The organism is Caproicibacter sp. (genome assembly GCF_046707225.1).
Taxonomy (GTDB): domain Bacteria; phylum Bacillota; class Clostridia; order Oscillospirales; family Acutalibacteraceae; genus Caproicibacter.
In genome coordinates this window covers 36294-57661 of the sequence record NZ_JBJKOP010000047.1, presented here as the reverse complement: position 1 = coordinate 57661, position 21368 = coordinate 36294, and the positions used below count along the sequence as shown (strand labels likewise).

17 protein-coding genes are annotated in these 21368 nt (G+C 50.4%); 14 read left to right on the top strand and 3 right to left on the bottom strand.

Going from position 1 to position 21368, the window contains the following annotated elements:
- Window positions 1-7: 7 nt before the first annotated feature.
- The 9 genes from ACLQ3M_RS13385 to hisE all read left to right on the top strand — a co-directional run bounded on the left by ACLQ3M_RS13385 (window position 8) and on the right by hisE (window position 10647).
- Window positions 8-4351 carry a PolC-type DNA polymerase III gene (locus tag ACLQ3M_RS13385; protein WP_411678192.1) on the top strand — a complete coding sequence of 1448 codons (4344 nt, stop codon included), beginning with the start codon at window positions 8-10 and terminating at the stop codon, window positions 4349-4351.
- 72 nt (window positions 4352-4423) lie between these two features.
- The gene (gene hisZ / locus ACLQ3M_RS13380; protein WP_411678191.1) at window positions 4424-5620 is read left to right on the top strand and encodes an ATP phosphoribosyltransferase regulatory subunit; all 1197 of its coding nucleotides are present in this window, start codon (window positions 4424-4426) and stop codon (window positions 5618-5620) included.
- 11 nt (window positions 5621-5631) lie between these two features.
- A complete protein-coding gene (hisG, locus tag ACLQ3M_RS13375; RefSeq protein WP_411678190.1) occupies window positions 5632-6288 on the top strand; it encodes an ATP phosphoribosyltransferase in 657 nt (218 codons plus the stop codon).
- Window positions 6282-7577: a histidinol dehydrogenase gene (hisD, locus tag ACLQ3M_RS13370; RefSeq protein WP_411678189.1), complete on the top strand. Its 1296-nt coding sequence runs from the start codon at window positions 6282-6284 to the stop codon at window positions 7575-7577. Before hisG ends, hisD begins: the two co-directional genes overlap by 7 nt.
- Window positions 7567-8616, top strand: coding sequence for a histidinol-phosphate transaminase (gene hisC, locus ACLQ3M_RS13365; RefSeq protein ID WP_411678188.1), 1050 nt, complete (start codon window positions 7567-7569; stop codon window positions 8614-8616). The genes hisD and hisC overlap by 11 nt, the downstream gene beginning before the upstream one ends.
- Window positions 8617-8634: 18 nt before the next feature.
- Entirely contained in the window at window positions 8635-9210 is a 576-nt protein-coding gene (gene hisB, locus ACLQ3M_RS13360) for an imidazoleglycerol-phosphate dehydratase HisB (RefSeq protein ID WP_411678187.1), read from the top strand.
- A gap of 21 nt (window positions 9211-9231) precedes the next feature.
- Window positions 9232-9972, top strand: a complete 741-nt coding sequence (gene hisA / locus ACLQ3M_RS13355; RefSeq protein ID WP_411678186.1) for a 1-(5-phosphoribosyl)-5-[(5-phosphoribosylamino)methylideneamino]imidazole-4-carboxamide isomerase — start codon at window positions 9232-9234, stop codon at window positions 9970-9972.
- Window positions 9969-10328, top strand: a complete 360-nt coding sequence (gene hisI / locus ACLQ3M_RS13350) for a phosphoribosyl-AMP cyclohydrolase (protein WP_411678185.1) — start codon at window positions 9969-9971, stop codon at window positions 10326-10328. Before hisA ends, hisI begins: the two co-directional genes overlap by 4 nt.
- Window positions 10321-10647, top strand: a complete 327-nt coding sequence (gene hisE, locus ACLQ3M_RS13345; RefSeq protein WP_411678184.1) for a phosphoribosyl-ATP diphosphatase — start codon at window positions 10321-10323, stop codon at window positions 10645-10647. Before hisI ends, hisE begins: the two co-directional genes overlap by 8 nt.
- Window positions 10648-10685: 38 nt before the next feature.
- Here the strand turns inward: hisE and ACLQ3M_RS13340 are convergent, their stop codons facing one another.
- The gene (locus ACLQ3M_RS13340) at window positions 10686-11327 is read right to left on the bottom strand and encodes a class I SAM-dependent DNA methyltransferase (protein WP_411678183.1); all 642 of its coding nucleotides are present in this window, start codon (window positions 11325-11327) and stop codon (window positions 10686-10688) included.
- Between the two features lie 42 nt (window positions 11328-11369).
- Window positions 11370-12329 (bottom strand): RluA family pseudouridine synthase, encoded by a 960-nt coding sequence (locus tag ACLQ3M_RS13335; RefSeq protein WP_411678182.1) that lies wholly within the window; start codon window positions 12327-12329, stop codon window positions 11370-11372.
- Between the two features lie 145 nt (window positions 12330-12474).
- Here ACLQ3M_RS13335 and pyrE point away from each other — a divergent pair, with 145 nt between their 5' ends.
- Genes pyrE through uvrA form a run of 4 tightly spaced genes read left to right on the top strand, consistent with a single transcriptional unit; the run spans window position 12475 to window position 18659 of the window.
- The gene (gene pyrE, locus ACLQ3M_RS13330; protein ID WP_411678181.1) at window positions 12475-13053 is read left to right on the top strand and encodes an orotate phosphoribosyltransferase; all 579 of its coding nucleotides are present in this window, start codon (window positions 12475-12477) and stop codon (window positions 13051-13053) included.
- On the top strand, window positions 12978-13823 hold the full coding sequence (locus tag ACLQ3M_RS13325; RefSeq protein ID WP_411678180.1) for a JAB domain-containing protein: 846 nt from the start codon (window positions 12978-12980) through the stop codon (window positions 13821-13823). The genes pyrE and ACLQ3M_RS13325 overlap by 76 nt, the downstream gene beginning before the upstream one ends.
- Window positions 13824-13826: 3 nt before the next feature.
- Entirely contained in the window at window positions 13827-15791 is a 1965-nt protein-coding gene (gene uvrB / locus ACLQ3M_RS13320) for an excinuclease ABC subunit UvrB (RefSeq protein ID WP_411678179.1), read from the top strand.
- Window positions 15792-15809: 18 nt separating this feature from the next.
- On the top strand, window positions 15810-18659 hold the full coding sequence (gene uvrA, locus ACLQ3M_RS13315; RefSeq protein ID WP_411678178.1) for an excinuclease ABC subunit UvrA: 2850 nt from the start codon (window positions 15810-15812) through the stop codon (window positions 18657-18659).
- Window positions 18660-18938: 279 nt separating this feature from the next.
- On the opposite strand, the gene murC is transcribed toward uvrA, so the two are convergent.
- Complete coding sequence (gene murC / locus ACLQ3M_RS13310) at window positions 18939-20318, bottom strand: UDP-N-acetylmuramate--L-alanine ligase (RefSeq protein WP_411678177.1); 1380 nt, start codon at window positions 20316-20318, stop codon at window positions 18939-18941.
- A 188-nt stretch (window positions 20319-20506) separates the two neighbouring features.
- Here murC and dpsA point away from each other — a divergent pair, with 188 nt between their 5' ends.
- Window positions 20507-21364, top strand: coding sequence for a dipicolinate synthase subunit DpsA (gene dpsA / locus ACLQ3M_RS13305; RefSeq protein ID WP_411678176.1), 858 nt, complete (start codon window positions 20507-20509; stop codon window positions 21362-21364).
- Window positions 21365-21368: the final 4 nt, after the last annotated feature.

Sequence of the window (21368 nt, the reverse complement as noted above, 5' to 3'; positions counted from 1 at the left end):
ATGTCGCTTGAAGAAGTTTGGAGATTTTTTTCACGAATACATAGATATATCCCGGTTTCCGGAACCGGTTCGGGAAGGCACGATCGCTTCTATTCAGATCGATTCGGCCGTTAGAATGCTTACGGCAAATGTCCTTTTTCCCGACCTTGTGGAACGGAACATCCTGGATCATGTGGAACGCAGCATTGTCTCCTGCAAGCCGCTTCGTCTCTCAAAAGCCTGCGTGAAACCAACATTTCCGCAGGCTTCTTTTTCAACGGAATATTTTCCGAGCCTGATTATGGAGCTGAAGCGCCGTGAAGCAAGCCTGAACGGAACTCTGACGGATTCCGAGGCAAAGCTGGAAAACGGAAAGCTGCTGATCGAGCTTAAACATGGCGGCGGAGACATGCTCTTGGCCCGCCATGTGGATAGAATGCTTACCGAACTGATCCGTGAGGAATTCGGAATCAGTCTGGTCGTTGAATTCGGCGGCGTTCTGGCTGCGGAGGAGGGTGCGGCGGCGTTTATTAACAGAAAGCTTGTGAAAGAAGAGGCTCGCCGCAGACAGGAAACTTCTGAACAGATCGAATCGGAAGAAGCCTCCCTGAGGCAGAAAACCACCGCCAAAACCATCAGCGTCCGCGAAGGGGATACGCTGTACCCCACGGTTATTCTTGACAGCGCAAGAGAAATTTACGGACATCTGCCGCGGGCCAAACCGATCCCAATTTCAAAGATCACTCCGGATATCGGCAGTGCAACCATATGGGGAGAAATATTTTCTGTGGACCAGAAGGCGACGCGCGACAGGCAGCGAAAGATTTATTCCGTCAATATTACGGATTACACCAGTTCCATTACGCTCAAGATTATAGAGATGGCAACCCAGTGCAAGATGCTGGACACACTGGCAAAAGGAATGTCTGTTCTGGTGCGCGGCGATGTGGAATACGACAAATATGACCATGAAATCGTCTTGCGTCCCAAAAGCATTGCGACTGTAAAGCAGGTAGAGGTTACAGACGATGCTCAGGACAAGCGTGTGGAACTGCACATGCACACCACAATGTCCGCCATGGACGGAGTCAACTCCGCATCAGACCTGATTCACAGAGCGGCCAAATGGGGGCATACTGCTGTAGCAATCACGGACCATGGAGTTGCGCAGGCCTATCCGGACGCGATGAACGCGGCGGAGGAACTGAAAAAGAAAGGCCAACCGATTAAAATCCTTTATGGTTCCGAAGCCTATTTCGTCAATGATCTGGTTCCCGCTGTCAAAGGCGATTCCGTCAGGGAGCTTTCCGGCGAATTTATCTCGTTTGATATTGAAACGACAGGTCTGAGCCCATCCGCGGACCGGATTACGGAAATCGGCGCGGTTCGCATTGTAAACGGCGAAATAACCGATTCCTTCGACTCATTCGTCTACCCGGAACGCGGAATACCTGCGAAGATAACCGAGCTGACTGGAATCACGGACGAAATGGTAAAGGATGCGCCTTCGGAACGTCAGGCGTTGGAACAGTTCTTTCAATTTTGCGGAAAAGATGCGGTGCTGATCGCCCATAACGCCGATTTCGATACCTCTTTCATCCGGGTAGCCGCCGGGCGAAACGGCTTTGAATTCACAAATACATACATAGACACCGTTCCGATGTGCCGTTCGCTTCTAAAAGGAATTAAAAACGCTAAGCTCGACACGGTCGCAAAATATCTGAAACTCGATCCCTTCAACCACCACAGGGCCTGCGACGACGCCATGGTACTCGGTCAGATCTTTTTAAGGCTGATTCAGCGTTTACAGGAGGATACCAGCGCAAAAACGGTGCAGGATATCAATAGCTGCCTTGCCGGCGGCGATATTAAAAAGATGAAGTCATACCATATGATCCTGCTGGCGAAAAACCAGATCGGTCTGAAAAACCTGTACAAACTGATATCAAAGTCTCATCTGGAGTACTTCTACCGGAATCCGAGAATCCCGAAATCGGAACTGATCAAATACCGGGAAGGTCTTTTGGTCGGCAGCGCCTGTGAAGCCGGAGAACTTTACCGGGCAATCACCGGGGCGCAGCCTTGGTCCACTCTGTGCGAAATTGCGTCGTTTTACGACTACCTGGAAATTCAGCCGGTCGGGAACAATCGTTTTATGGTGCGGGAGGGGCTTGTTCCCGATGAGGAAAAAATCAAAGGGTTTAACCGCACCATCGTAAAATTAGGTGAAAAGCTGAATCTGCCGGTTGTCGCAACCTGCGATGTTCACTTTATGGACCCGAAGGACGGGGATTACAGGAAAATCCTGATGCAGGGCCTCGGCTTTAAAGATACGGACGAACAGGCGCCGCTATATTTTCGGACAACGAAGGAAATGCTCCGGGAATTTGCCTATTTGGGAAAAGAAAAAGCCTATGAAGTCGTCGTGACGAACACCAACAAAATTGCAAATATGGTTGAGGAAATCCGGCCGATTCCCGAGGGGACGTTTCCGCCGTTCATCGAAGGAGCGGAGGAACAGCTTACGAGCATCACATGGACGCGCGCGAAGGAACTGTACGGCGACCCTCTGCCGGAGCTGGTTCAGAAAAGACTGGAACGCGAGCTGGGTTCTATTACGAAACACGGTTTCTCGATTCTTTACATGATTGCTCAGAAGCTGGTCGCGGATTCCGTGGCGCACGGTTACCTGGTCGGTTCCCGTGGGTCGGTCGGTTCGTCTTTCGTTGCCAATCTGGCGGGCATTTCAGAGGTAAACCCGCTGGAACCGCATTATGTTTGTCCAAACTGCAAGCACAGCGAATTTGTAACCGACGGCAGCATCGGCAGCGGGTTTGATCTTCCGCCGAAAAAATGCCCGGTCTGCGGTGCGGAATACAACCGGGACGGGCATACGATTCCGTTTGAAACCTTTCTTGGCTTCGACGGGGACAAGACCCCCGATATCGACCTGAACTTTTCCGGCGAATATCAGTCGAGCGCCCACCGCTACACGGAAACGCTGTTCGGCAAAGATCACGTGTTCAAGGCCGGGACAATCGCTACGGTTGCGGATAAGACGGCGCTGGGCTTTGTGAAGAAATATGAGGAAGAAAAGGGGCTTGTCCTCCACAGGGCGGAAGAGCTCCGCCTGGCCACCGGCTGCACGGGGGTCAAGCGAACGACAGGGCAGCATCCCGGAGGAATGGTGGTCGTGCCGAAGGGAAAAGAAGTTTTTGATTTCTGCCCGGTTCAGCATCCGGCCAACGACCAGAATTCCGACAACATTACGACTCATTTCGATTTTCACTCCATTCATGACACGATTTGCAAGCTGGACGAGCTGGGCCATGATGTTCCGACGATTTACCGCTATCTGGAGGATTACACCGGAATTCCCGTCATGGACGTTTCCATGAGCGACCCGCAGGTCATGTCGCTGTTTACCTCCACGGAAGCGCTTGGGGTCAAGCCGGAGGATATCGACTCTCAGACCGGCACCTTTTCACTTCCGGAAGTAGGCACCAGCTTCGTACGGCAGATGCTGATGGATTCCAACCCAAAAACCTTTTCGGATCTGCTCCAGATTTCCGGGCTGTCCCACGGTACCGACGTGTGGCTGGGCAACGCGCAGGAATTGATTAAAAACGGGACCTGCACCATTTCAGAGGTCATCGGAACGCGCGACAGCATTATGACTTATCTGCTGCACAAAGGCCTGGAACCGAAAATGGCGTTTAAAATCATGGAAATCACCCGAAAGGGCAAGGCGCCGAAGCTGCTGACCGAAGATTACATCCAGGCGATGAAGGATCATGATGTTCCGCAATGGTATATCGACTCCTGCATGAAAATCAAATATATGTTCCCGAAAGCCCATGCCGCGGCATATATGATTTCGACTTTGCGCCTTGGCTGGTACAAAGTCCACCGCCCGGTGGAATATTACGCCGCATACTTTACCGTGCGCGGAGAGGACTTTGACGGCGCGCTTGTAATGCAGGGACGGGAAGCGGTTCGGCGCAGAATGAACGAGATCGCCATGAAGGGAAAAGAAGCGTCTGCCAAAGAAGAGTCGGCCTACTCAACCTTTCAGATTGTCAACGAAATGCTGGCAAGGGGAATTGAGGTCCTTCCGGTTGACCTGTTCAAATCGGAAGCCAAAAAATATCTGGTCGAAGACGGGAAAATCCGGCTACCGTTTCTGTCGCTCTCCGGGGTAGGCGAAGCGGCGGCAAACAGTCTGGCGGAAGCGGGAAAGAGAGGCCCCTATATTTCCGTGGACGATCTTCAGACCCGATCCAAAGTTTCCAAATCCGTGATTGAAACATTTGAGGCCGCGGGGGTTCTGAAAGATCTGCCGAAAAGCAGCCAAATGTCATTATTCGGTTGACAGCGCGATTTTAGTATGGTATTCTATTAGCACGGTAAAGCGAACCGCGCATGAAAACAAGGAGCGGCATTCATGAAGAAAAACAATAAAATTACGCCGGAGGGCACTAAGGATTTTCTGTTTGAGGAGTGTCTTACCAGACGATATATCGAAAGAACCATCAGCGATGTGTTTTCTTCCCGCGGTTTTCATGAGGTAGTAACGCCGGGATTGGAATTTTACGATGTGTTCGATCCTGATTTTTCCGGCGTCTCGCAGGATATCATGTATAAAATGACGGATCAGCACGGACGTTTGATCGTAATGCGTCCGGATTCCACGCTTCCGATCGCGCGGCTGACCGCGACGCGGCTTCAAAATTTGCCAAAGCCGATTCGGCTGTATTATACCCAGCCGATTTACCGGAACCATCCGGGATTAACCGGACAAAGCGACGAATCCGTACAGACCGGAATCGAGCTTTTGGGTGCCGAAGGAATTCGGGCCGATCTGGACGTATTATCCGCGGCGGTTGAAGCATTGGGCAAATGCGTTCCGGGGTACCGCCTGGAAATCGGGCACGCCGGTTTTTTCCGCACTCTTGCGCAGCAGATTTCCGTCGGGGAAAATCTTCTGGAAGATGTGCGCTCCGCGATCGAAACGAAGAACTATGCGCGGCTGAACGGAATTCTGGATGCTCTCCCGCAGGGGGAGAATGTGCAGGCGCTCAGGGAGCTTCCCCGCTTATTCGGCGGAGAAGAGGTCTTTGACCGGGCTTCGGCGTTTTGCAAAGATTCGGGATTGGTTCAAACGTTGGACTATCTGCGTAAAATTTACCGTTCCCTTTCCGAATTGGAACAGAGCGGGCGGATCATGATCGACCTTGGCCTTGTCCAGCGAAATGATTATTATACGGGGATCGTGTTCAGCGCATATGTGGAAGAATTCGGCGACGCGGTTTTGCTTGGTGGACGCTACGACAACCTGCTCGAACATTTCGGACAGCCGATGCCCGCAATCGGTTTCGCGGTCAATGTGGATGCGATTGCGAAAACCCTTCTTGACCGCGGAAACGTATGTCCGGTACTTCCAATGGACATTTTGGTTCACGGAGACGCCGGATATGAGGTCAAGGCGCTTGAATATACTTCCGACCTGATCTCAAAGGGGCTGCGATGTGAAAACAGCGTCTTTGAAACGCAGGACGACGCGATCACCTACGCCCAAATAAGCGGAATCAAACGAATCGACTATGTCGGTGAAACAATCAAAACGATCAATCTGATATAAGGCTGGTAAAAATGAAACCACTCAGAATCGCCCTGACAAAGGGCAGGCTGGAAGAAAGCACGGTAAACCTGTTCGAACAGATCGGCATCGATTGCTCCGCGGTACGCAGCAAGGGGAGAAAATTGATTCTTCCGGTTGGGGATGGGCTGGAAGTCGTACTCGCAAAGGCAGCGGACGTAATCACTTATGTAGAGCACGGCGTCTGCGATTTGGGAGTCGTTGGGAAAGATACCATTATGGAAAAAGGCGGGAGCTTTTACGAGATCCTTGACCTTGGGTTCGGAAAATGCAGATTTGCCCTTGCCGGTCCTGTCGGGTCGGACTTTTTCAGCGGCTACTCCGCCAGAACCATCGCGTCAAAATATCCGCACGTTGCCCGCAGCTATTTTGAAAGCAAGGCAATGGACATTCGGGTGATTAAAATTGAAGGGTCCGTGGAGCTGGCCCCTCTTCTGGGGCTTTCCGACGCGATTGTAGATATTGTTGAAACGGGCACAACCCTGAAAGAAAACGGTTTAGCGGTGATTGAAACCATCTGTGACGTTTCAGCAAGGCTGATTGTCAACGCGGCAAGCATGAAGCTCAGGAAAACGGAAATAGAAGCTCTGACAGACCGAATGGAGCGGTCTGTAAAACTGACTAGCGTTAAGGAGGAGAGAGTGTGCTGAAAATTCTCGAGGGAGACGGCGCTGCAGGCAAAAATTTGATTTTGCAGTTAAAACGGCGAGGCAGTAAATCAAGCCCGGAAATTGAACGGACGGTTGCAAAAATTGTCGAGGATGTTCAAGCACACGGAGACACGGCGGTTCGGGATTATACTTTAAAATTTGACGGCGCTCTTCCCGAACAGATGGAACTGGACAAGGAGGAAATTCATCGGGCGGTACAATCCTGCGATCCTGCGTTTCTAACGGCGCTGGATCGAGCATCCCGGAATATCAGGGACTTTCACGAGCGGCAAAAGCAGCAAAGCTGGTTTGTGACGCGTCAGGACGGCGTGATGATGGGACAGCGTATTCACGCGTTGTCGCGTGTGGGTATTTATGTTCCCGGCGGCACTGCGGCTTATCCATCCTCCGTTCTGATGAACACGATTCCGGCTAAAATTGCCGGCGTCGGTGAAATTGTGATGACGACGCCGCCGGGGAAAGGCGGCAGGCCAAACCCGAATATTCTTGCCGCCGCTTCCGTTGCGGGCGTTGACAGAATTTTTCAGGTCGGCGGAGCGCAGGCGATTGCCGCGCTGGCGTACGGAACCGAAACCATCCCGATGGTCGACAAAATAGTCGGACCCGGAAACATATTCGTCGCAACGGCAAAAAAGCAGCTTTACGGTACGGTTGGCATCGATATGGTCGCGGGACCCAGCGAAATCCTGATTCTTGCGGATGAAACGGCAAATCCCGCCTTTTTGGCAGCCGATCTGATGTCTCAGGCGGAGCACGACGTTCTTGCCTCCGCCATTCTTCTGACAACCTCGCGTGCTGTCGCGGAAGAAACGGTGAAAGAAATATCGCGTCAAGTTCAAAGCCTGTTCCGCCGGGAAATGATTGAAAAGTCGCTCGAAAATTACGGGGCTGTAATCGTCTGCGAGAATCTGAATGATGCCGTTGCTTTTGCGAATGAGCTCGCTCCGGAGCATCTGGAGCTTTGCGTTTCAAAGCCGATGGAATATCTGGGCAGAATTGACAACGCCGGCTCGGTCTTCCTTGGTGAATATTCCCCCGAACCGCTCGGCGATTATTTCGCCGGACCAAACCATGTCCTTCCCACAAGCGGAACCGCCCGCTTTTTCTCGCCGTTGTCTGTCGACAGTTTCGTCAAAAAATCTAGCTTTCTCTATTATACGAAGCAGGCGCTGGAGCCGGTGAAAGAAGATATTATGACGCTTGCTCAGGCGGAAGGATTGACCGCGCACGCCAATTCGATCCGAGTGAGGTATTCAAATGGCTTATAATCTAAACTCAAAAATTAGGGACCTGAAACCATACGACCCGATTCTGGGTGATTTTCCGATTCGTCTGGATGCGAATGAATCTTTCCTTCAGCCGACTGATGAAATACTTACTAAAATCAGGGACGCGGCCGCAAGCGTTGTTTTTAACCGTTATCCGGATCCGTTTGCCAAGGAGCTCTGCCAAAGTTTTGCCGACTTCTATGGCGTGGATGAAGCATCCGTCACGGCAGGGAACGGCTCCGACGAGTTGATTTCGGTCATACTCGGTGCTTTTGTCATGAAGGACGAAGCGATTATGACGCTCTCGCCCGATTTTTCCATGTATCGGTTTTATGGGTATTTGAATGAAGTGAAGTGCCTTGAATACCAAAAGAAAGCTGATTTTTCCATTGACCTTGATGAGTTGATTTCTCTTGTCAAGGAATATGACATCAAAGCGCTGGTTTTTTCGAATCCCTGCAATCCGACGGGCAGAGGCCTTTCGAGGGAAGAAGTTCGGAAACTGGTCGCTTCCGTCAACGCCCTTATCGTTTTGGATGAAGCTTACATGGATTTCTGGGATCAATCATTCCTTCGGGAAGCGGGAAACTACGATAATTTAATTGTTTTGCGCACCTGTTCCAAGATGATCGGAATGGCCGCGCTTCGGCTGGGATTCGCGGTAGCCAACCCTTCCATTGCAAACGCGATTCGAGCGGTAAAGTCCCCTTATAACGTAAACGCGTGCTCCCAAAAAATAGGAGCCGTCGTTTTAAAAGAAAAAAGCTGGCTCGATGCCGGACTTTCCGAAATCAAAGCATCCCGAAAAGAACTTTCTTCCATGTTGAAGTCTCTGGAACAAATTTACTGCAATCAGATTCATGTATACGACAGCGTCACAAATTTCATACTGGTTCGTGTCTTGGAAAGCAGGCGTGTTTTTGAGGGGCTTAAAAAAGCCGGTATTGTTGTCCGGTATATGGGGGATTACATCCGGATCACCGCTGGCACCGCGGAAGAAAACATGGAATTAATCCGATGCTTGAAAAAGATTTTATAAAACGGGAGGGTGCGCGGTATGAGAGTTTCCGAACAGAATCGCGTAACAAAAGAAACAAACTGCTCCGCTCGGTTGGTCCTGGACGGAGGGAAAACAGAAATTGTGACGGGTGTCGGTTTTTTTGACCACATGCTGAATTCATTCGCCGTTCACGGTGGTTTTGGATTAAAGATTAAAACTTCCGGTGATTTGAACGTCGACGGTCATCATACGGTGGAGGACACAGGCATTGTTTTGGGAAAAGCGTTTGCCGAGGCCCTTGGTGACCGTTCCGGAATTGCGCGGTTTGGAAGTTTTTATGTGCCGATGGACGAAGCCCTTGCATTCGCGGCCGTCGATATCAGCGGCCGCCCGTTTCTTGTATTTCACGCAGAGTTCCGGCAGGAGCGGATCGGCGATTACGATTCCTGCCTGACCGAGGAATTTTTCAGAGCCTTTGCCGTTCATGCGGGAATCACCCTTCACGGTTCGGTAAAATACGGAAACAACGCGCATCATCAGACGGAAGCACTGTTTAAGGCGGTGGGACACGCCATGCGGATTGCCGTTGCCCCGGCGGGGAACGGCCCTTTGTCCACGAAAGGAATCTTATAGGGAAGAATCGGAGGAACTGCTGTGATACTTTTGCCGGCGATAGACTTGATTGACGGAGAATGCGTCCGCCTGATCCAGGGCGATTACAACACCGCGCGACGCGTGGCGGAAGATGCGGTTGAAACTGCACGCTCATTTCGCGAGGCCGGGGCTCAGTGGCTTCACGTTGTGGATTTAAACGGAGCCAAAGCAGCCAAACCCATTAACACCGAATTAATGATGCGGATTTTGAAAGAAACCGGTCTTCGGCTTGAAGTGGGAGGCGGAATCCGCGACATGGAAACGATCCAGGCCTACCTTGAGAACGGCATTTCCCGGGTGATTCTCGGCACGGCAGCAGTCAATCACCCGGAGCTCGTTGTTTCCGCGGTGGAACGGTATGGGGAACGGATTGCGGTAGGGATTGACGCGCGAGACGGCATGGTCGCTCAAAACGGCTGGACGGAAACCTCCTCGATCGACTCCCTCGGTTTTGCTCGCCGGATGGAGCAGGTTGGTGTAAAGTGTTTGATCTTTACAGACATATCCCGTGACGGAACTCTTTCCGGGCCAAATCTTTCCATGCTAAAACAGCTTCAAAACAGTGTTTCCTGTCGTATTATCGCAAGCGGCGGCGTCAGCAGCCTGAAAGATATCTCCGATCTTGCCGGTTTAAACCTGTATGGCGCGATCTGCGGAAAATCGCTTTATGCAGGAACGCTTGATTTGAAAGACGCCGTCACGCTGTGCAGGCAAATGGAAAGGGAGGGCTCGGCCGTATGAATCTGTATCGAACGGAAATCCGGGAGGATACGATCGAACCCTTCTTTCAGAAAGCGGATCTGCTCCCCGCTGTCGTACAGGAAGAGGGGACAGGCGATGTTTTGATGCTGGCCTATATGAACCGTGAATCCATGCGCAAAACATTGGAAACGGGCTATACATGGTTTTACAGCCGTTCCCGCAGGGAACTCTGGAACAAAGGAGCCACTTCCGGTCATGTGCAGAAAGTGACCCGCATTCTTGGGGACTGCGACAACGATACCCTGCTGGTTGTTGTCCGCCAGACCGGCGCAGCTTGCCATACCGGTTCACACAGCTGTTTTTTCAATGAAATCTGGAGGAATACCGATGAGTAACGCTTTGCAGAATTTATATGATACCGTGATCAGCCGAAAGGACGAACATCAGGAGGGGTCTTACACCTGCTACTTATTTGAGCAGGGACTTGATAAGATCCTGAAAAAATGCGGGGAAGAGTGCAGCGAAGTCATCATCGCTGCAAAAAACGGTAAAAAAAGCGATACGGTAGCTGAAATATCCGACCTGCTTTATCATTTAACCGTGCTAATGGCAAACGAAGGAATTTTGTTAAGCGATGTGGAGTCGGAGTTAGAGAAGCGGAGCGAAAAAACCGGGAACTTGAAAAAATTCCATCAGGTTGATAAAAACACATAAGCGACAAAGACGCCGATGCAAGCCGCACCGGCGCCGTCTTATTTGGTTGATTCGCGGCAAAGCGTCAATACCCCGGCACAGAACGAAATCGGCTGAAACGCGCAGGTAAGATGCAAATCACTCATTTGTCGTATGAATTCCTGTGCCGTAAAATAAGATTCGTCCTCGTCCCAAATATCGGCGAATTTCCTGTGGCAGGTTTCATATTCCTCAGCGGTCCGGAAAGCTACGTCCCCGATAAGAATCTGCCCTTTCTCTGTCAAATGGTCCGCAAGACCGGTAAAAAAGCTGGCTCTGCGGTTCACCGGAACGTGATGGAATGAGTAGGTACCAAGGATACAGTCGTATTTCCTTTGATCAAGCTCCTGCGGAAGTCCTTCCGCAAAGTCTCCCTGCGCCAGTACCGCCTTCGGCATTTTTTCCTTTGCCAAGCAAAGCATGTCTTTTGAAAAATCCATACCGAAAATCTCATAACCATCCAAATAAAGGCGGGAGGTAAGGGAAGCTGTTCCAAACCCAAGATCCAACACGGCTGAGCCGCTGCCTGACCGAACCCGATGATAAATCTCCGTTAAAACGTTTTGATAGCCCGCGAAAGGGTAAGAATTTTCTTTCTCGTTCCGTGAAACTGTTTTGTCATAATCCGGTGCCCAACGGTCGAAGCCTTCCTTAGTAAGCATCCAATTTTCGCTCCTTCAATCATTTTGTGAAAACTCATCCCATCAGGGAAAGCGGTAAAATTCCTTTAAAAACCAGATGTTCTTTGCTTCAATCTCCCTGCCGTTCAAGTATTCCAGAATCCCCGAATCGGACACAAACCGAAATCTCAACTTATAGGAATATAGGGCCTGATAAGGAAATCCCGATGCCTTATTGCGGGCGTTGGTTCCGTATTTTCCGTCCCCGGCCAGCGGATGACCGATGGAAGCAAGATGAGCCCTGATCTGGTGCGTGCGTCCGGTCAGCAATTCCACCTCCAGCAGGCTGAATTCTTTCCGCTCCGACAGAACCCGATACCGGGTTCTGATCGTTCTGGAATCCGCTGCCGGTCTTTCGGAAATGTAAACACGGTTTTGCGTTTCGTTTTTTTGCAGGTATCCTTCCAGCGTGGCTTCTTTTTTTTGCGGGACGCCGCATACAACGCAAAGATACAGCTTTTGCAGTTCGCGCTGTTTCACTTTTTCATTCATAATGCGAAGAGTTTCCGCATTTTTTGCCGCCATGACGAGCCCGCCCGTGTTTCGGTCAATTCGGTTGATCAGTGCGGGAGCAAATGAACTTTCCTCATCGGGTTTGTATTCTCCCTTGTCAAAAAGATAATGCTGAACCCTCGCGATCAATGAATCAAAATGATAGGTCTCATCGGGATGGACAATCAGGCCGGGCTGTTTGTCCAAAACAAGCAGATTATCGTCTTCATATGCAAGATTCAACCGGGCCGGTGCCTTCAAAAAATCATATTGTTTCGGCTGAGTCTGGAAAAATTCATCCTTTAAATACATCGACAGCACATCGTTTTCCGCTAACCGATCGGATATGCCGCACCGTTTGCCGTTCAGTTTAATATCTTTTTTGCGAATGCTCTTGTACAACATGGACTGAGGAAGGTTTGGAAACGATTTGGTAAGGAATTTGTCCAGTCTTTGTCCGGCGTCATTCGCGCCGATTACAACTGTTTTCATAATTTATATAATCTCCTGAATAAAAATGGCTATAAAATTGATTATATCATGATTTGAATGGAACGAAAACCCGAAAAGGCTTTTCAAATAATATATTTTAGTATATAATAGAAAAAATAGAAGAAAAAACAAAGGGGATTCACGCATGACTCAGGAACGCGCTCTGGAACTATTCAACGAAGCGGGAGTTTTGCTGGAAGGACATTTCAAACTGACCTCCGGCCGGCACAGCAACCGCTACCTTCAGTGTGCCAAAATTTTTCAAAACACCAAATACAGTGAGGAGCTTTGCGCTGCCCTTGCCGAGAAATATAAGAGTGAAGGTGTTGAAATTGTAATCGGGCCGGCAATGGGCGCTGTGCAAATGGCTTATGAAGTCAGCAGGGCGCTGGGATGTGAAAACTTCTTTACCGAACGCGGGGAGGACGGCAAAATGACTCTGCGCCGCGGCTTCGCCGTGACCCCTGGGCAAAGAATACTTGTGGTGGAAGATGTCGTAACAACCGGAGGCTCTGTGCGCGAAGTAATAGAGCTTATTCGAAAAAGCGGAGGCGTAGTTGCCGGGGTTGGTTCTATTGTGGACCGCACAGGGGGAAAAATTGATTTTGGCGTTCCGTATCAGGCGGTTGTTTCGCTGGAAGTAGAGTCATGGGAACCTCAGGACTGCCCTCTTTGCAAAGCGGGGGCCCCCGCTCCGGTCAAACCGGGCAGCAGAAAGAGCTGATTCTTAATAAAAGGGAGCGGCTGCTGTTGGAGAAAAACACCTCTGCAGGAAATCAGAAGCAGCCCGAAACGGAATCTCTGCACGCAGGGCACAGGGAACGGGTAAAAAGCCAATTTTTAGCCGCCGGGCTGGATTCTTTTCAGGCACACTCAGTTTTGGAACTTCTCCTTTTTTATGCGATTCCGCTTAAGGATACAAATCCGATTGCGCACCAGCTTCTGCAGAAATTCGGTTCTCTGTCCGGGACTTTCGACGCCCCGTTTGAGGAACTCCTGAAAGTCAACGGGATCGGAATGTCGGCGGCAACACTGATTAAATTGATTCCTCAGCTTTGCCGAAGGTATCAGGAGGATCTCGACCGCGATAAAACTTATATTTACAGCTACGACGAAGCCGGTAAGCGCCTGTTGAACAAATTTATCGGCCGCCAGAACGAAGTTGTGGTTTTGATGCTTCTGGACAGCAAGACCCGCGTTCTGTACTGCGACGTTGTGGATGAAGGAGCTGTGAATTCCGCCAGTATTTACATTAAAAAGATTGTCCGGCTCTCCGTGCAGTATGACGCCGTTTACGCTATTTTATCCCATAATCACCCAAGCGGAAATTGCCTGCCGTCGAAGCAGGATCTGAGTACGACGCGGTGGGTCTATGAGGCGCTGGACACGGTGGAGGTCAGGCTGATCGACCACATCATCGTCAGCGGCAACGATTATCTTTCGATTGCAAAAAGCAAACTGATGCCGGATTTGTTTAACCCTGAACTGGAGTAAAAAATGGATTTTAAACTGGTTTCGCAATATCAACCGACCGGGGACCAGCCGAAAGCGATTCGGCAATTGGTGGACGGGCTTGGCAAGGGGGAGCGGGAGCAAACCCTGCTTGGAGTAACCGGCTCCGGAAAAACGTTTACCATGGCAAACGTCATTGCCCAAATGAACCGGCCGACCTTGGTGCTGGCCCATAACAAAACGCTTGCGGCACAGCTTTGTTCAGAATTTCGTGAGTTTTTTCCGGAAAACGCCGTGGAGTATTTTGTCAGTTATTATGATTATTACCAGCCAGAGGCATATATTCCCACGACGGATACCTATATTGAGAAGGACTCCGCAATTAACGACGAAATCGATAAACTTAGGCACTCCGCCACTTCCGCGCTTTCTGAACGCCGGGACGTGATTATTGTCGCCAGTGTTTCCTGCATTTACAGTCTGGGCGACCCAATCGATTACCGGACCATGGTCATTTCTCTACGCCCCGGAATGAAGAAAAACCGCGACGAGCTGTTAAAAAAGCTGGTCGAAATCCAGTATGAACGAAACGACGTCAATTTTATCCGAAATAAGTTTCGCGTCCATGGCGACGTGGTCGAGATTTTTCCCGTCCAGTCCAACGACACGGCGGTACGCGTGGAGTTTTTTGGGGATGAGATCGACAGAATCCGCGAAATCAATCCTCTTACAGGCGATATTAAATCGGACTTAAAGCATATCGCGATTTATCCCGCATCTCATTATATTGTTCCGAGAGAAAAAATGATGCGCGCAATTTCCGAGATTAACCGGGAGATGGAGGAACGCGTAGCGCTGTTTCAAAGCCAGAATAAGCTGATCGAAGCGCAGCGCATACAGGAGCGGACGCGTTACGATATGGAAATGCTGGGGGAGATCGGGTTTTGTAAAGGAATTGAGAACTACTCCCGCGTCCTTTCCGGGCGAGAACCCGGCAGTTCACCGTTTACGCTGCTCGACTATTTTCCAGAGGATTTTCTTCTTTTTGTGGATGAGTCCCATGTCACTCTGCCCCAGGTTCGCTCCATGTATGCGGGGGACCGGGCTAGGAAGGAAACGCTGATTAACTTCGGCTTTCGCCTTCCTTCCGCTTATGATAACCGCCCGCTGAATTTCGATGAATTTTATCGGCATATCAATCAGGCGGTCTTTGTCAGCGCGACGCCGGGCGACCTGGAAAAAGAAAAATCTGCGCAGATTGTCGAACAGGTCATTCGTCCGACCGGACTGATCGACCCGGAAATCATTGTAAAGCCGACCGAGGGACAGATCGACGATCTGATTTCGGAAATCAACCTGAGAACTGCAAAGAAAGAACGCGTGCTGGTCACAACGCTGACCAAAAAAATGTCGGAGGATCTTACGTCTTATCTGGATTCCATGGGAATTCGCGTACGCTATATGCACCATGATATCGATACAATTGAACGAATGGAAATCATTCGCGACTTGCGGTTGGGCGAGTTTGATGTTCTGGTCGGGATTAACCTTTTGCGCGAGGGGCTGGACATCCCGGAGGTTTCTCTGGTCTCCATCCTCGACGCGGATAAGGAAGGCTTCCTTCGCAGCGAGCGTTCCCTGATTCAGACCATCGGCCGCGCGGCCCGAAACGCGAACGGACAGGTGATCATGTACGCAGATTCCGTTACGCCCTCCATGGAGGCGGCAATCCGGGAAACCCAGCGCAGACGTGATATTCAGATGCGGTACAATCAGGAACACTGCATAACGCCGAAAACGATCGTCAAGAATGTTTCCGACATTCTTGAAATCAGTTCTAAAAGAGAAGATTCGGATTCCGGCAAGAAACACAAACGTCTTACGTCTTCCGAACGGAAACGAATGATAGAAGAATTGACCAAGGAGATGAAGGCGGCCGCAAAGCTGCTGGAATTTGAGCACGCCGCATGGCTGCGCGACCAGATTAAGGAGCTCAGCAGCGGAAAGTAGCAGGATTACGGAGGAAGTATGTCAGCAAAAACCATTCTGGTCAAAGGCGCCAGAGAACATAATTTGAAAAATATCGATTTGGAAATACCGCGTGACAAGCTGATCGTCTTTACAGGGCTTTCCGGTTCCGGGAAGTCCTCGCTTGCGTTTGATACGATCTACGCGGAAGGGCAGCGCAGGTACGTGGAATCCTTATCCTCGTATGCGCGGCAGTTTCTCGGGCAGGTGGACAAGCCGGATGTCGATTCCATCGACGGTCTTTCTCCGGCCATCTCCATCGACCAGAAAACAACATCAAAAAACCCGCGTTCAACCGTCGGAACCGTCACGGAAATTTACGATTATCTGCGTCTGCTGTACGCCAGAATCGGGATTCCGCATTGCCCGGTCTGCGGCAGGGAAATCCGTCAACAGACGATCGACCAGATTGTCGACCAGGTCATGAGTCTTCCGGAAGGCTCAAAAATTCTTGTGCTGGCTCCCGTTGTCCGTGAAAGGAAAGGGGAGCATCAGAAAGAATTCGAGGCCGCGAGGAAAAGCGGATATGTCCGTGTCCGTGCCGACGGTCTTATCTACGATCTTTCAGAAACCATTAAACTGGAAAAAAACAAAAAACATACGATCGAGATTGTTGTGGACAGACTTGTGATACAACCATCCGTGCGGTCCCGCCTGGCTGATTCCATTGAAACAGCTTCCGGGCTGTCGGGCGGTTTAACCGTCATCAGTGTTGTTGACGGAGAAGATCACGTGTTTTCACAAAACTATGCCTGTCCGGAGCACGGTGTCAGTGTGGAAGAACTGGCCCCCCGAATGTTTTCCTTTAACAACCCCTTCGGTGCGTGCCCGAAATGTTCCGGCCTTGGACTCTTTATGAAAATCGACCCGAATCTGATTCTTCCCGATAAGAGTCTCTCAATCAATCAGGGAGGCATCAAAGCCGGGGGATGGGCGATGGAGGGCAATACCATCGCTACGATGTATTTTAAAGCGCTTGCAAAGCACTATCATTTTTCCCTTGACACTCCGGTCGGCAAGCTCCCGAAACAGATTGTCGACATTCTGCTGTACGGCACCAAAGGTGAAAAAATACGGGTGGAGCGAAGCACCGATTTCGCGCACAGCGTCTACCAAACCGAATTTGAAGGCGTTGTCAACAATCTTGAACGCCGTTACCGGGACACGCAAAGCAACTGGATCAAAGAAGAAATCCAGTCCTATATGAGCGCGATCCCCTGCGATGCCTGCCATGGAAAACGGCTGTCTCCCGTCAGCCTTGCCGTGACGGTGGGCGGCATCAATATCGCCGACCTGTGCGACAAATCCATCTCCGAAGCTCTTGAGTTTTTTGACCGTCTGAAGCTCTCGGAACGGGAAAACATGATTGCCCGGCTCATTCTGAGAGAAATTCGTAGCCGTCTCGGCTTTTTAAAGAACGTCGGCCTGGAATATCTGACGCTTTCCAGATCGGCGGGCACTCTTTCCGGCGGAGAAAGCCAGAGAATCCGCCTTGCAACACAGATCGGTTCCTCCCTGACCGGTGTTTTATACATTCTGGACGAACCCAGCATCGGCCTTCACCAAAGGGATAACACGAAGCTGCTTGATACGCTGAAGCACCTGCGGGACATCGGCAATACCGTCATTGTCGTCGAACACGACGAAGAGACTATGTTGGCCGCCGATCATATCGTCGACATCGGCCCCGGCGCCGGCGTCCATGGCGGAGAGGTCGTTTTCAACGGCAAGGTCCGGGATATTCTGAAATGCAAAGGCTCCATTACCGGCGATTATCTAAGCGGGCGCAGAAAGGTTGATATTCCCGAGAAAAGGCGGGAAGGAAACGGGAAAAAGCTTTCCATCGTCGGCGCGTCGCAGAACAATCTGAAAAATGTCAGCGTTAATTTTCCTCTCGGCGAGTTTATCTGTGTCACCGGTGTTTCAGGTTCCGGAAAGTCTTCGCTGATTAATGAAATCCTCTACAAATACCTTGCCGCGGAATTGAACGGCGCCAAAACCCGCCCGGGTTCGTTTCAAAAGATTACCGGGCTGGACGCGCTGGATAAGGTCATCCAGATCGACCAGTCGCCGATCGGGCGCACGCCCCGTTCCAATCCGGCGACCTACACCGGCGTCTTTACCGATATCCGGGATTTGTTTGCGTCCACACAGGACGCCAAACTTCGCGGCTATACTTCCGGTCGGTTTTCCTTTAACATTAAAGGAGGGCGCTGTGAAGCCTGCGAGGGCGACGGAATCATTAAGATTGAGATGAATTTTCTTCCGGACGTTTACGTTCCCTGCGACGTCTGCAAGGGAAAGCGCTATAACCGTGAAACACTCGAAATTAAATATAAGGGAAAAAGCATTTATGACGTGCTGGAAATGACCGTGGAAGAAGGGCTTCAGTTCTTTGCCGGCATTCCTCGCATCGCGCGGAAACTGCAGACGATTTATGATGTAGGACTCGGCTATGTAAAAATCGGCCAGCCTGCGACCACTCTGTCGGGCGGAGAAGCGCAGCGGGTTAAACTGGCGGCGGAGCTGAGCAAACGCCCGACCGGAAGAACCATCTACATTTTGGATGAGCCGACCACGGGCCTTCATATTGCGGACGTTCATAAACTGATCGAAGTTCTTCAGAAACTGGTCGACGGCGGAAACACGGTTCTTGTCATTGAGCATAATCTGGATTTGATTAAGACGGCGGATTATATTGTTGACCTGGGGCCGGAGGGAGGAAACGCCGGAGGGCAGGTTGTTGCCACCGGTACCCCGGAAGAAATTGCAATGGTTCCCGAATCCTATACAGGACAATATCTGAAAAAAATGCTGGACGAAACTGTTTTAACTGAGTCGGCGGAGTAAATAGCTCAGTTCATTCACGCATTGAAGTAAAACAGAGGAAAAGAGAAAGCTGGTATGATCAGTAATATCGTGGCTTTGGGGGACATTGTTTTAAAGGCTGTTCAGAATTGGAAGAGTACCTGATTCATCAAGGAATATTAAGAACAGGTACGAAATAAAAAGAGCCCGCATGAATGAAATACCTCTAAAAGCCGGACAGTATAATACTTAGTCCGGCTTTTGAGGCATTTCATAGCAGGCTCCGATTTTTTATGCAGCAGTTGGGAATTCCCGCCGCTGCTAGTTTTTTTGCTGATATTTTTTAACAATCAGATTAGCGCATTTATAGACGTCGCCGCCGCCGAGGGTCAAAATCAGATCGCCGTCTTTCGCATGTTCCAGCATATAGTCTGAAATCTCCTCAAATGTTTTAAACCAGACACATCCCGGAATTTTGTCGGCCAGGTCTTTTGCATAGATATGATACGTATTCGTTTCGCGAACGGCAAGAATTTCAGAAAGCACAACCCGGTCTGCAATTTGTAAAACCTTTGCAAAGTCGTCCAGCAGCATATAGGTCCTGGAATACGTATGCGGCTGAAAAACAGCCCAGACCTGTGAAAATCCCATCTGTTTTGCGGCGGTCAGCGTCGCCGCGATTTCGGTTGGGTGGTGCGCAAAATCATCGGCCACCGTAACCCCGCCATATTCGCCCAGCAGTTCAAATCTGCGGTGGACTCCCGTAAACTGATGCAGGTTTTCCGCAATCACTTTGGACTCTATACCCAGATGATCCGCGACCGCAAAAGCGGCCAGGGCGTTATAAATGTTGTGCTTGCCCGGAACACTCAGGGTGACTTCGACCAGTTTTTCGCCCTTGCGATAAACGACGAATTTTTCACGGGCCCGCAGTGTATTGCAAATTTCGTCCGCGTAATAATCGTTTTCCTTGTCAAACCCATAGGTGAGGATTTCCTTTCCCTCAAGGCCCTCAACCGCTTTCATTGCGTTTTTATTATCCCCGTTTACGACAAGAAGGCGGGATGTCTGTTTGGCGAACTGATGAAAAGAGCGAATGGTGTTTTCCACTGTGCCGAAATAATCAAGGTGATCGTTATCAATATTCAGAATTACGGAAATTGCGGGGTGTAATTGCAGAAAAGTATCGACATACTCACACGCTTCGCAGACAATGGTGTCGGAATGCCCCACGCGCCCGTTTCCGCCGATCAGCGGCAGTTTTCCCCCAATTACAGCGGAGGGGTCTTTTCCGGCGCCGATCAGAATCTGAGTGATCATGGCCGTCGTCGTCGTTTTTCCGTGCGTTCCGGAAACAGCCACTGCGTTTTCATACCGGCGAGCCACCATCCCGAGCATAACGGACCGCTCGACCGTCGGAATATTTTTCTCCCGCGCGGCCACCAGCTCCGGGTTATCCGGTTTCACAGCGGCGGTGTAAACCACCAGTTCGGCTCCATCGATGTTTTCCGCTTTTTGCCCCATGAAAACCGGGATCCCGTAAGAACGGACCCGCTCCAGAGTATCCGATTCGCTGATATCCGACCCGGTCAGCTGATAGCCCTGATGGAACAGGATTTCGGCAATCGGGCACATTCCCGATCCTCCGATTCCAACAAAATGTATTTTTTTAACCTTTGACAGGATGTCGTATAATTCCATAAGTTTACTCCTTACCATTGTTTTTGTCCAGAAAGCGCTCAAATAAATATATTGCCAAACATATTTATAATAATCACATTTTGGAATATATGCAACAGAAAATATATTTTTGCATTTCTTCTACAGAATCACATTGCGGGAACCACCTCCATACTATGTTAGAAGAAAATAGCGGGGGGCTTCTCTTTATGAAAGAAAACCGCACCTTCGGTGTTTTGGGCGGGGACGGGCGGCAGATTGCAATGGCGGAATCCATCGCCGCGGATGGCTTTTCCGTATACGCCTTTGGCTTTGACGACGTGGAGTTTCACGAAATGATTCGCAAGTCGGAATTAGAGGAAGTGGTAAAAAACTGTGAATCCATCATTCTTCCTTTGCCGGTAACCTCCGACGGAATTCACTTAAAAACGGATTACAGTAAAAAGCAGATTGTATTGGACGATAATTTTGCAGAGCTTCTGCTAGAAAAACAAGTATTCGGCGGTAAAATGGGGCTGCTTTTTCAAACGAGCAGGCAGTGGGACCGCATCAATACGCACGATTACAGTTTACGGGAGGAATTTGCCGTTCGCAATGCGGTTCCTACGGCGGAAGGCGCCATTGAAATCGCGATGAGGGAATACCCCGGTACATTGAACGGAAGCCGGTGCCTTGTCGCCGGGTACGGTCGAATCGGCAAAGTGCTTTCCCGGATGCTTTACGGAATCGGAGCCCGCGTCACCGTCAGCGCGAGAAAACAAGCGGATCTCGCGTGGATTCGCTCCTGCGGATACTCACCCATTTTGACGGAGCAGGTTGGAGCGGGGAACTACGATATTATCTTTAATACCATTCCGTATTCTGTTTTTGATCGTTCCGTTTTAAAAAAAATGCAATGTGATCCTCTCATCATCGATCTTGCGTCTCTTCCGGGCGGGGTGGACCGGCAGGCTGCGAAGGAGTTGGATCTTCATCTGATTCAAGCGCTTGCGCTTCCGGGAAAAGTCGCGCCGAAGGCCGCCGGAGAAATCATCAAGGAAACGATTTATCATATTCTGAAGGAGTGACGGC

What these genes read in the sequence shown, in the direction of transcription:
- dpsA (WP_411678176.1), top strand. Translation starts at nt 20,507, where the DNA reads ATGAAAGAAAACCGCACCTTCGGTGTTTTGGGCGGGGACGGGCGGCAG.
- hisB (WP_411678187.1), top strand. Translation starts at nt 8,635, where the DNA reads ATGAGAGTTTCCGAACAGAATCGCGTAACAAAAGAAACAAACTGCTCC.
- ACLQ3M_RS13340 (WP_411678183.1), bottom strand. Translation starts at nt 11,327, where the DNA reads ATGCTTACTAAGGAAGGCTTCGACCGTTGGGCACCGGATTATGACAAA.
- hisI (WP_411678185.1), top strand. Translation starts at nt 9,969, where the DNA reads ATGAATCTGTATCGAACGGAAATCCGGGAGGATACGATCGAACCCTTC.
- murC (WP_411678177.1), bottom strand. Translation starts at nt 20,318, where the DNA reads ATGGAATTATACGACATCCTGTCAAAGGTTAAAAAAATACATTTTGTT.
- ACLQ3M_RS13335 (WP_411678182.1), bottom strand. Translation starts at nt 12,329, where the DNA reads ATGAAAACAGTTGTAATCGGCGCGAATGACGCCGGACAAAGACTGGAC.
- ACLQ3M_RS13325 (WP_411678180.1), top strand. Translation starts at nt 12,978, where the DNA reads ATGGGAACCTCAGGACTGCCCTCTTTGCAAAGCGGGGGCCCCCGCTCC.
- hisC (WP_411678188.1), top strand. Translation starts at nt 7,567, where the DNA reads ATGGCTTATAATCTAAACTCAAAAATTAGGGACCTGAAACCATACGAC.
- hisE (WP_411678184.1), top strand. Translation starts at nt 10,321, where the DNA reads ATGAGTAACGCTTTGCAGAATTTATATGATACCGTGATCAGCCGAAAG.
- pyrE (WP_411678181.1), top strand. Translation starts at nt 12,475, where the DNA reads ATGACTCAGGAACGCGCTCTGGAACTATTCAACGAAGCGGGAGTTTTG.
- uvrA (WP_411678178.1), top strand. Translation starts at nt 15,810, where the DNA reads ATGTCAGCAAAAACCATTCTGGTCAAAGGCGCCAGAGAACATAATTTG.
- uvrB (WP_411678179.1), top strand. Translation starts at nt 13,827, where the DNA reads ATGGATTTTAAACTGGTTTCGCAATATCAACCGACCGGGGACCAGCCG.
- hisG (WP_411678190.1), top strand. Translation starts at nt 5,632, where the DNA reads ATGAAACCACTCAGAATCGCCCTGACAAAGGGCAGGCTGGAAGAAAGC.
- hisZ (WP_411678191.1), top strand. Translation starts at nt 4,424, where the DNA reads ATGAAGAAAAACAATAAAATTACGCCGGAGGGCACTAAGGATTTTCTG.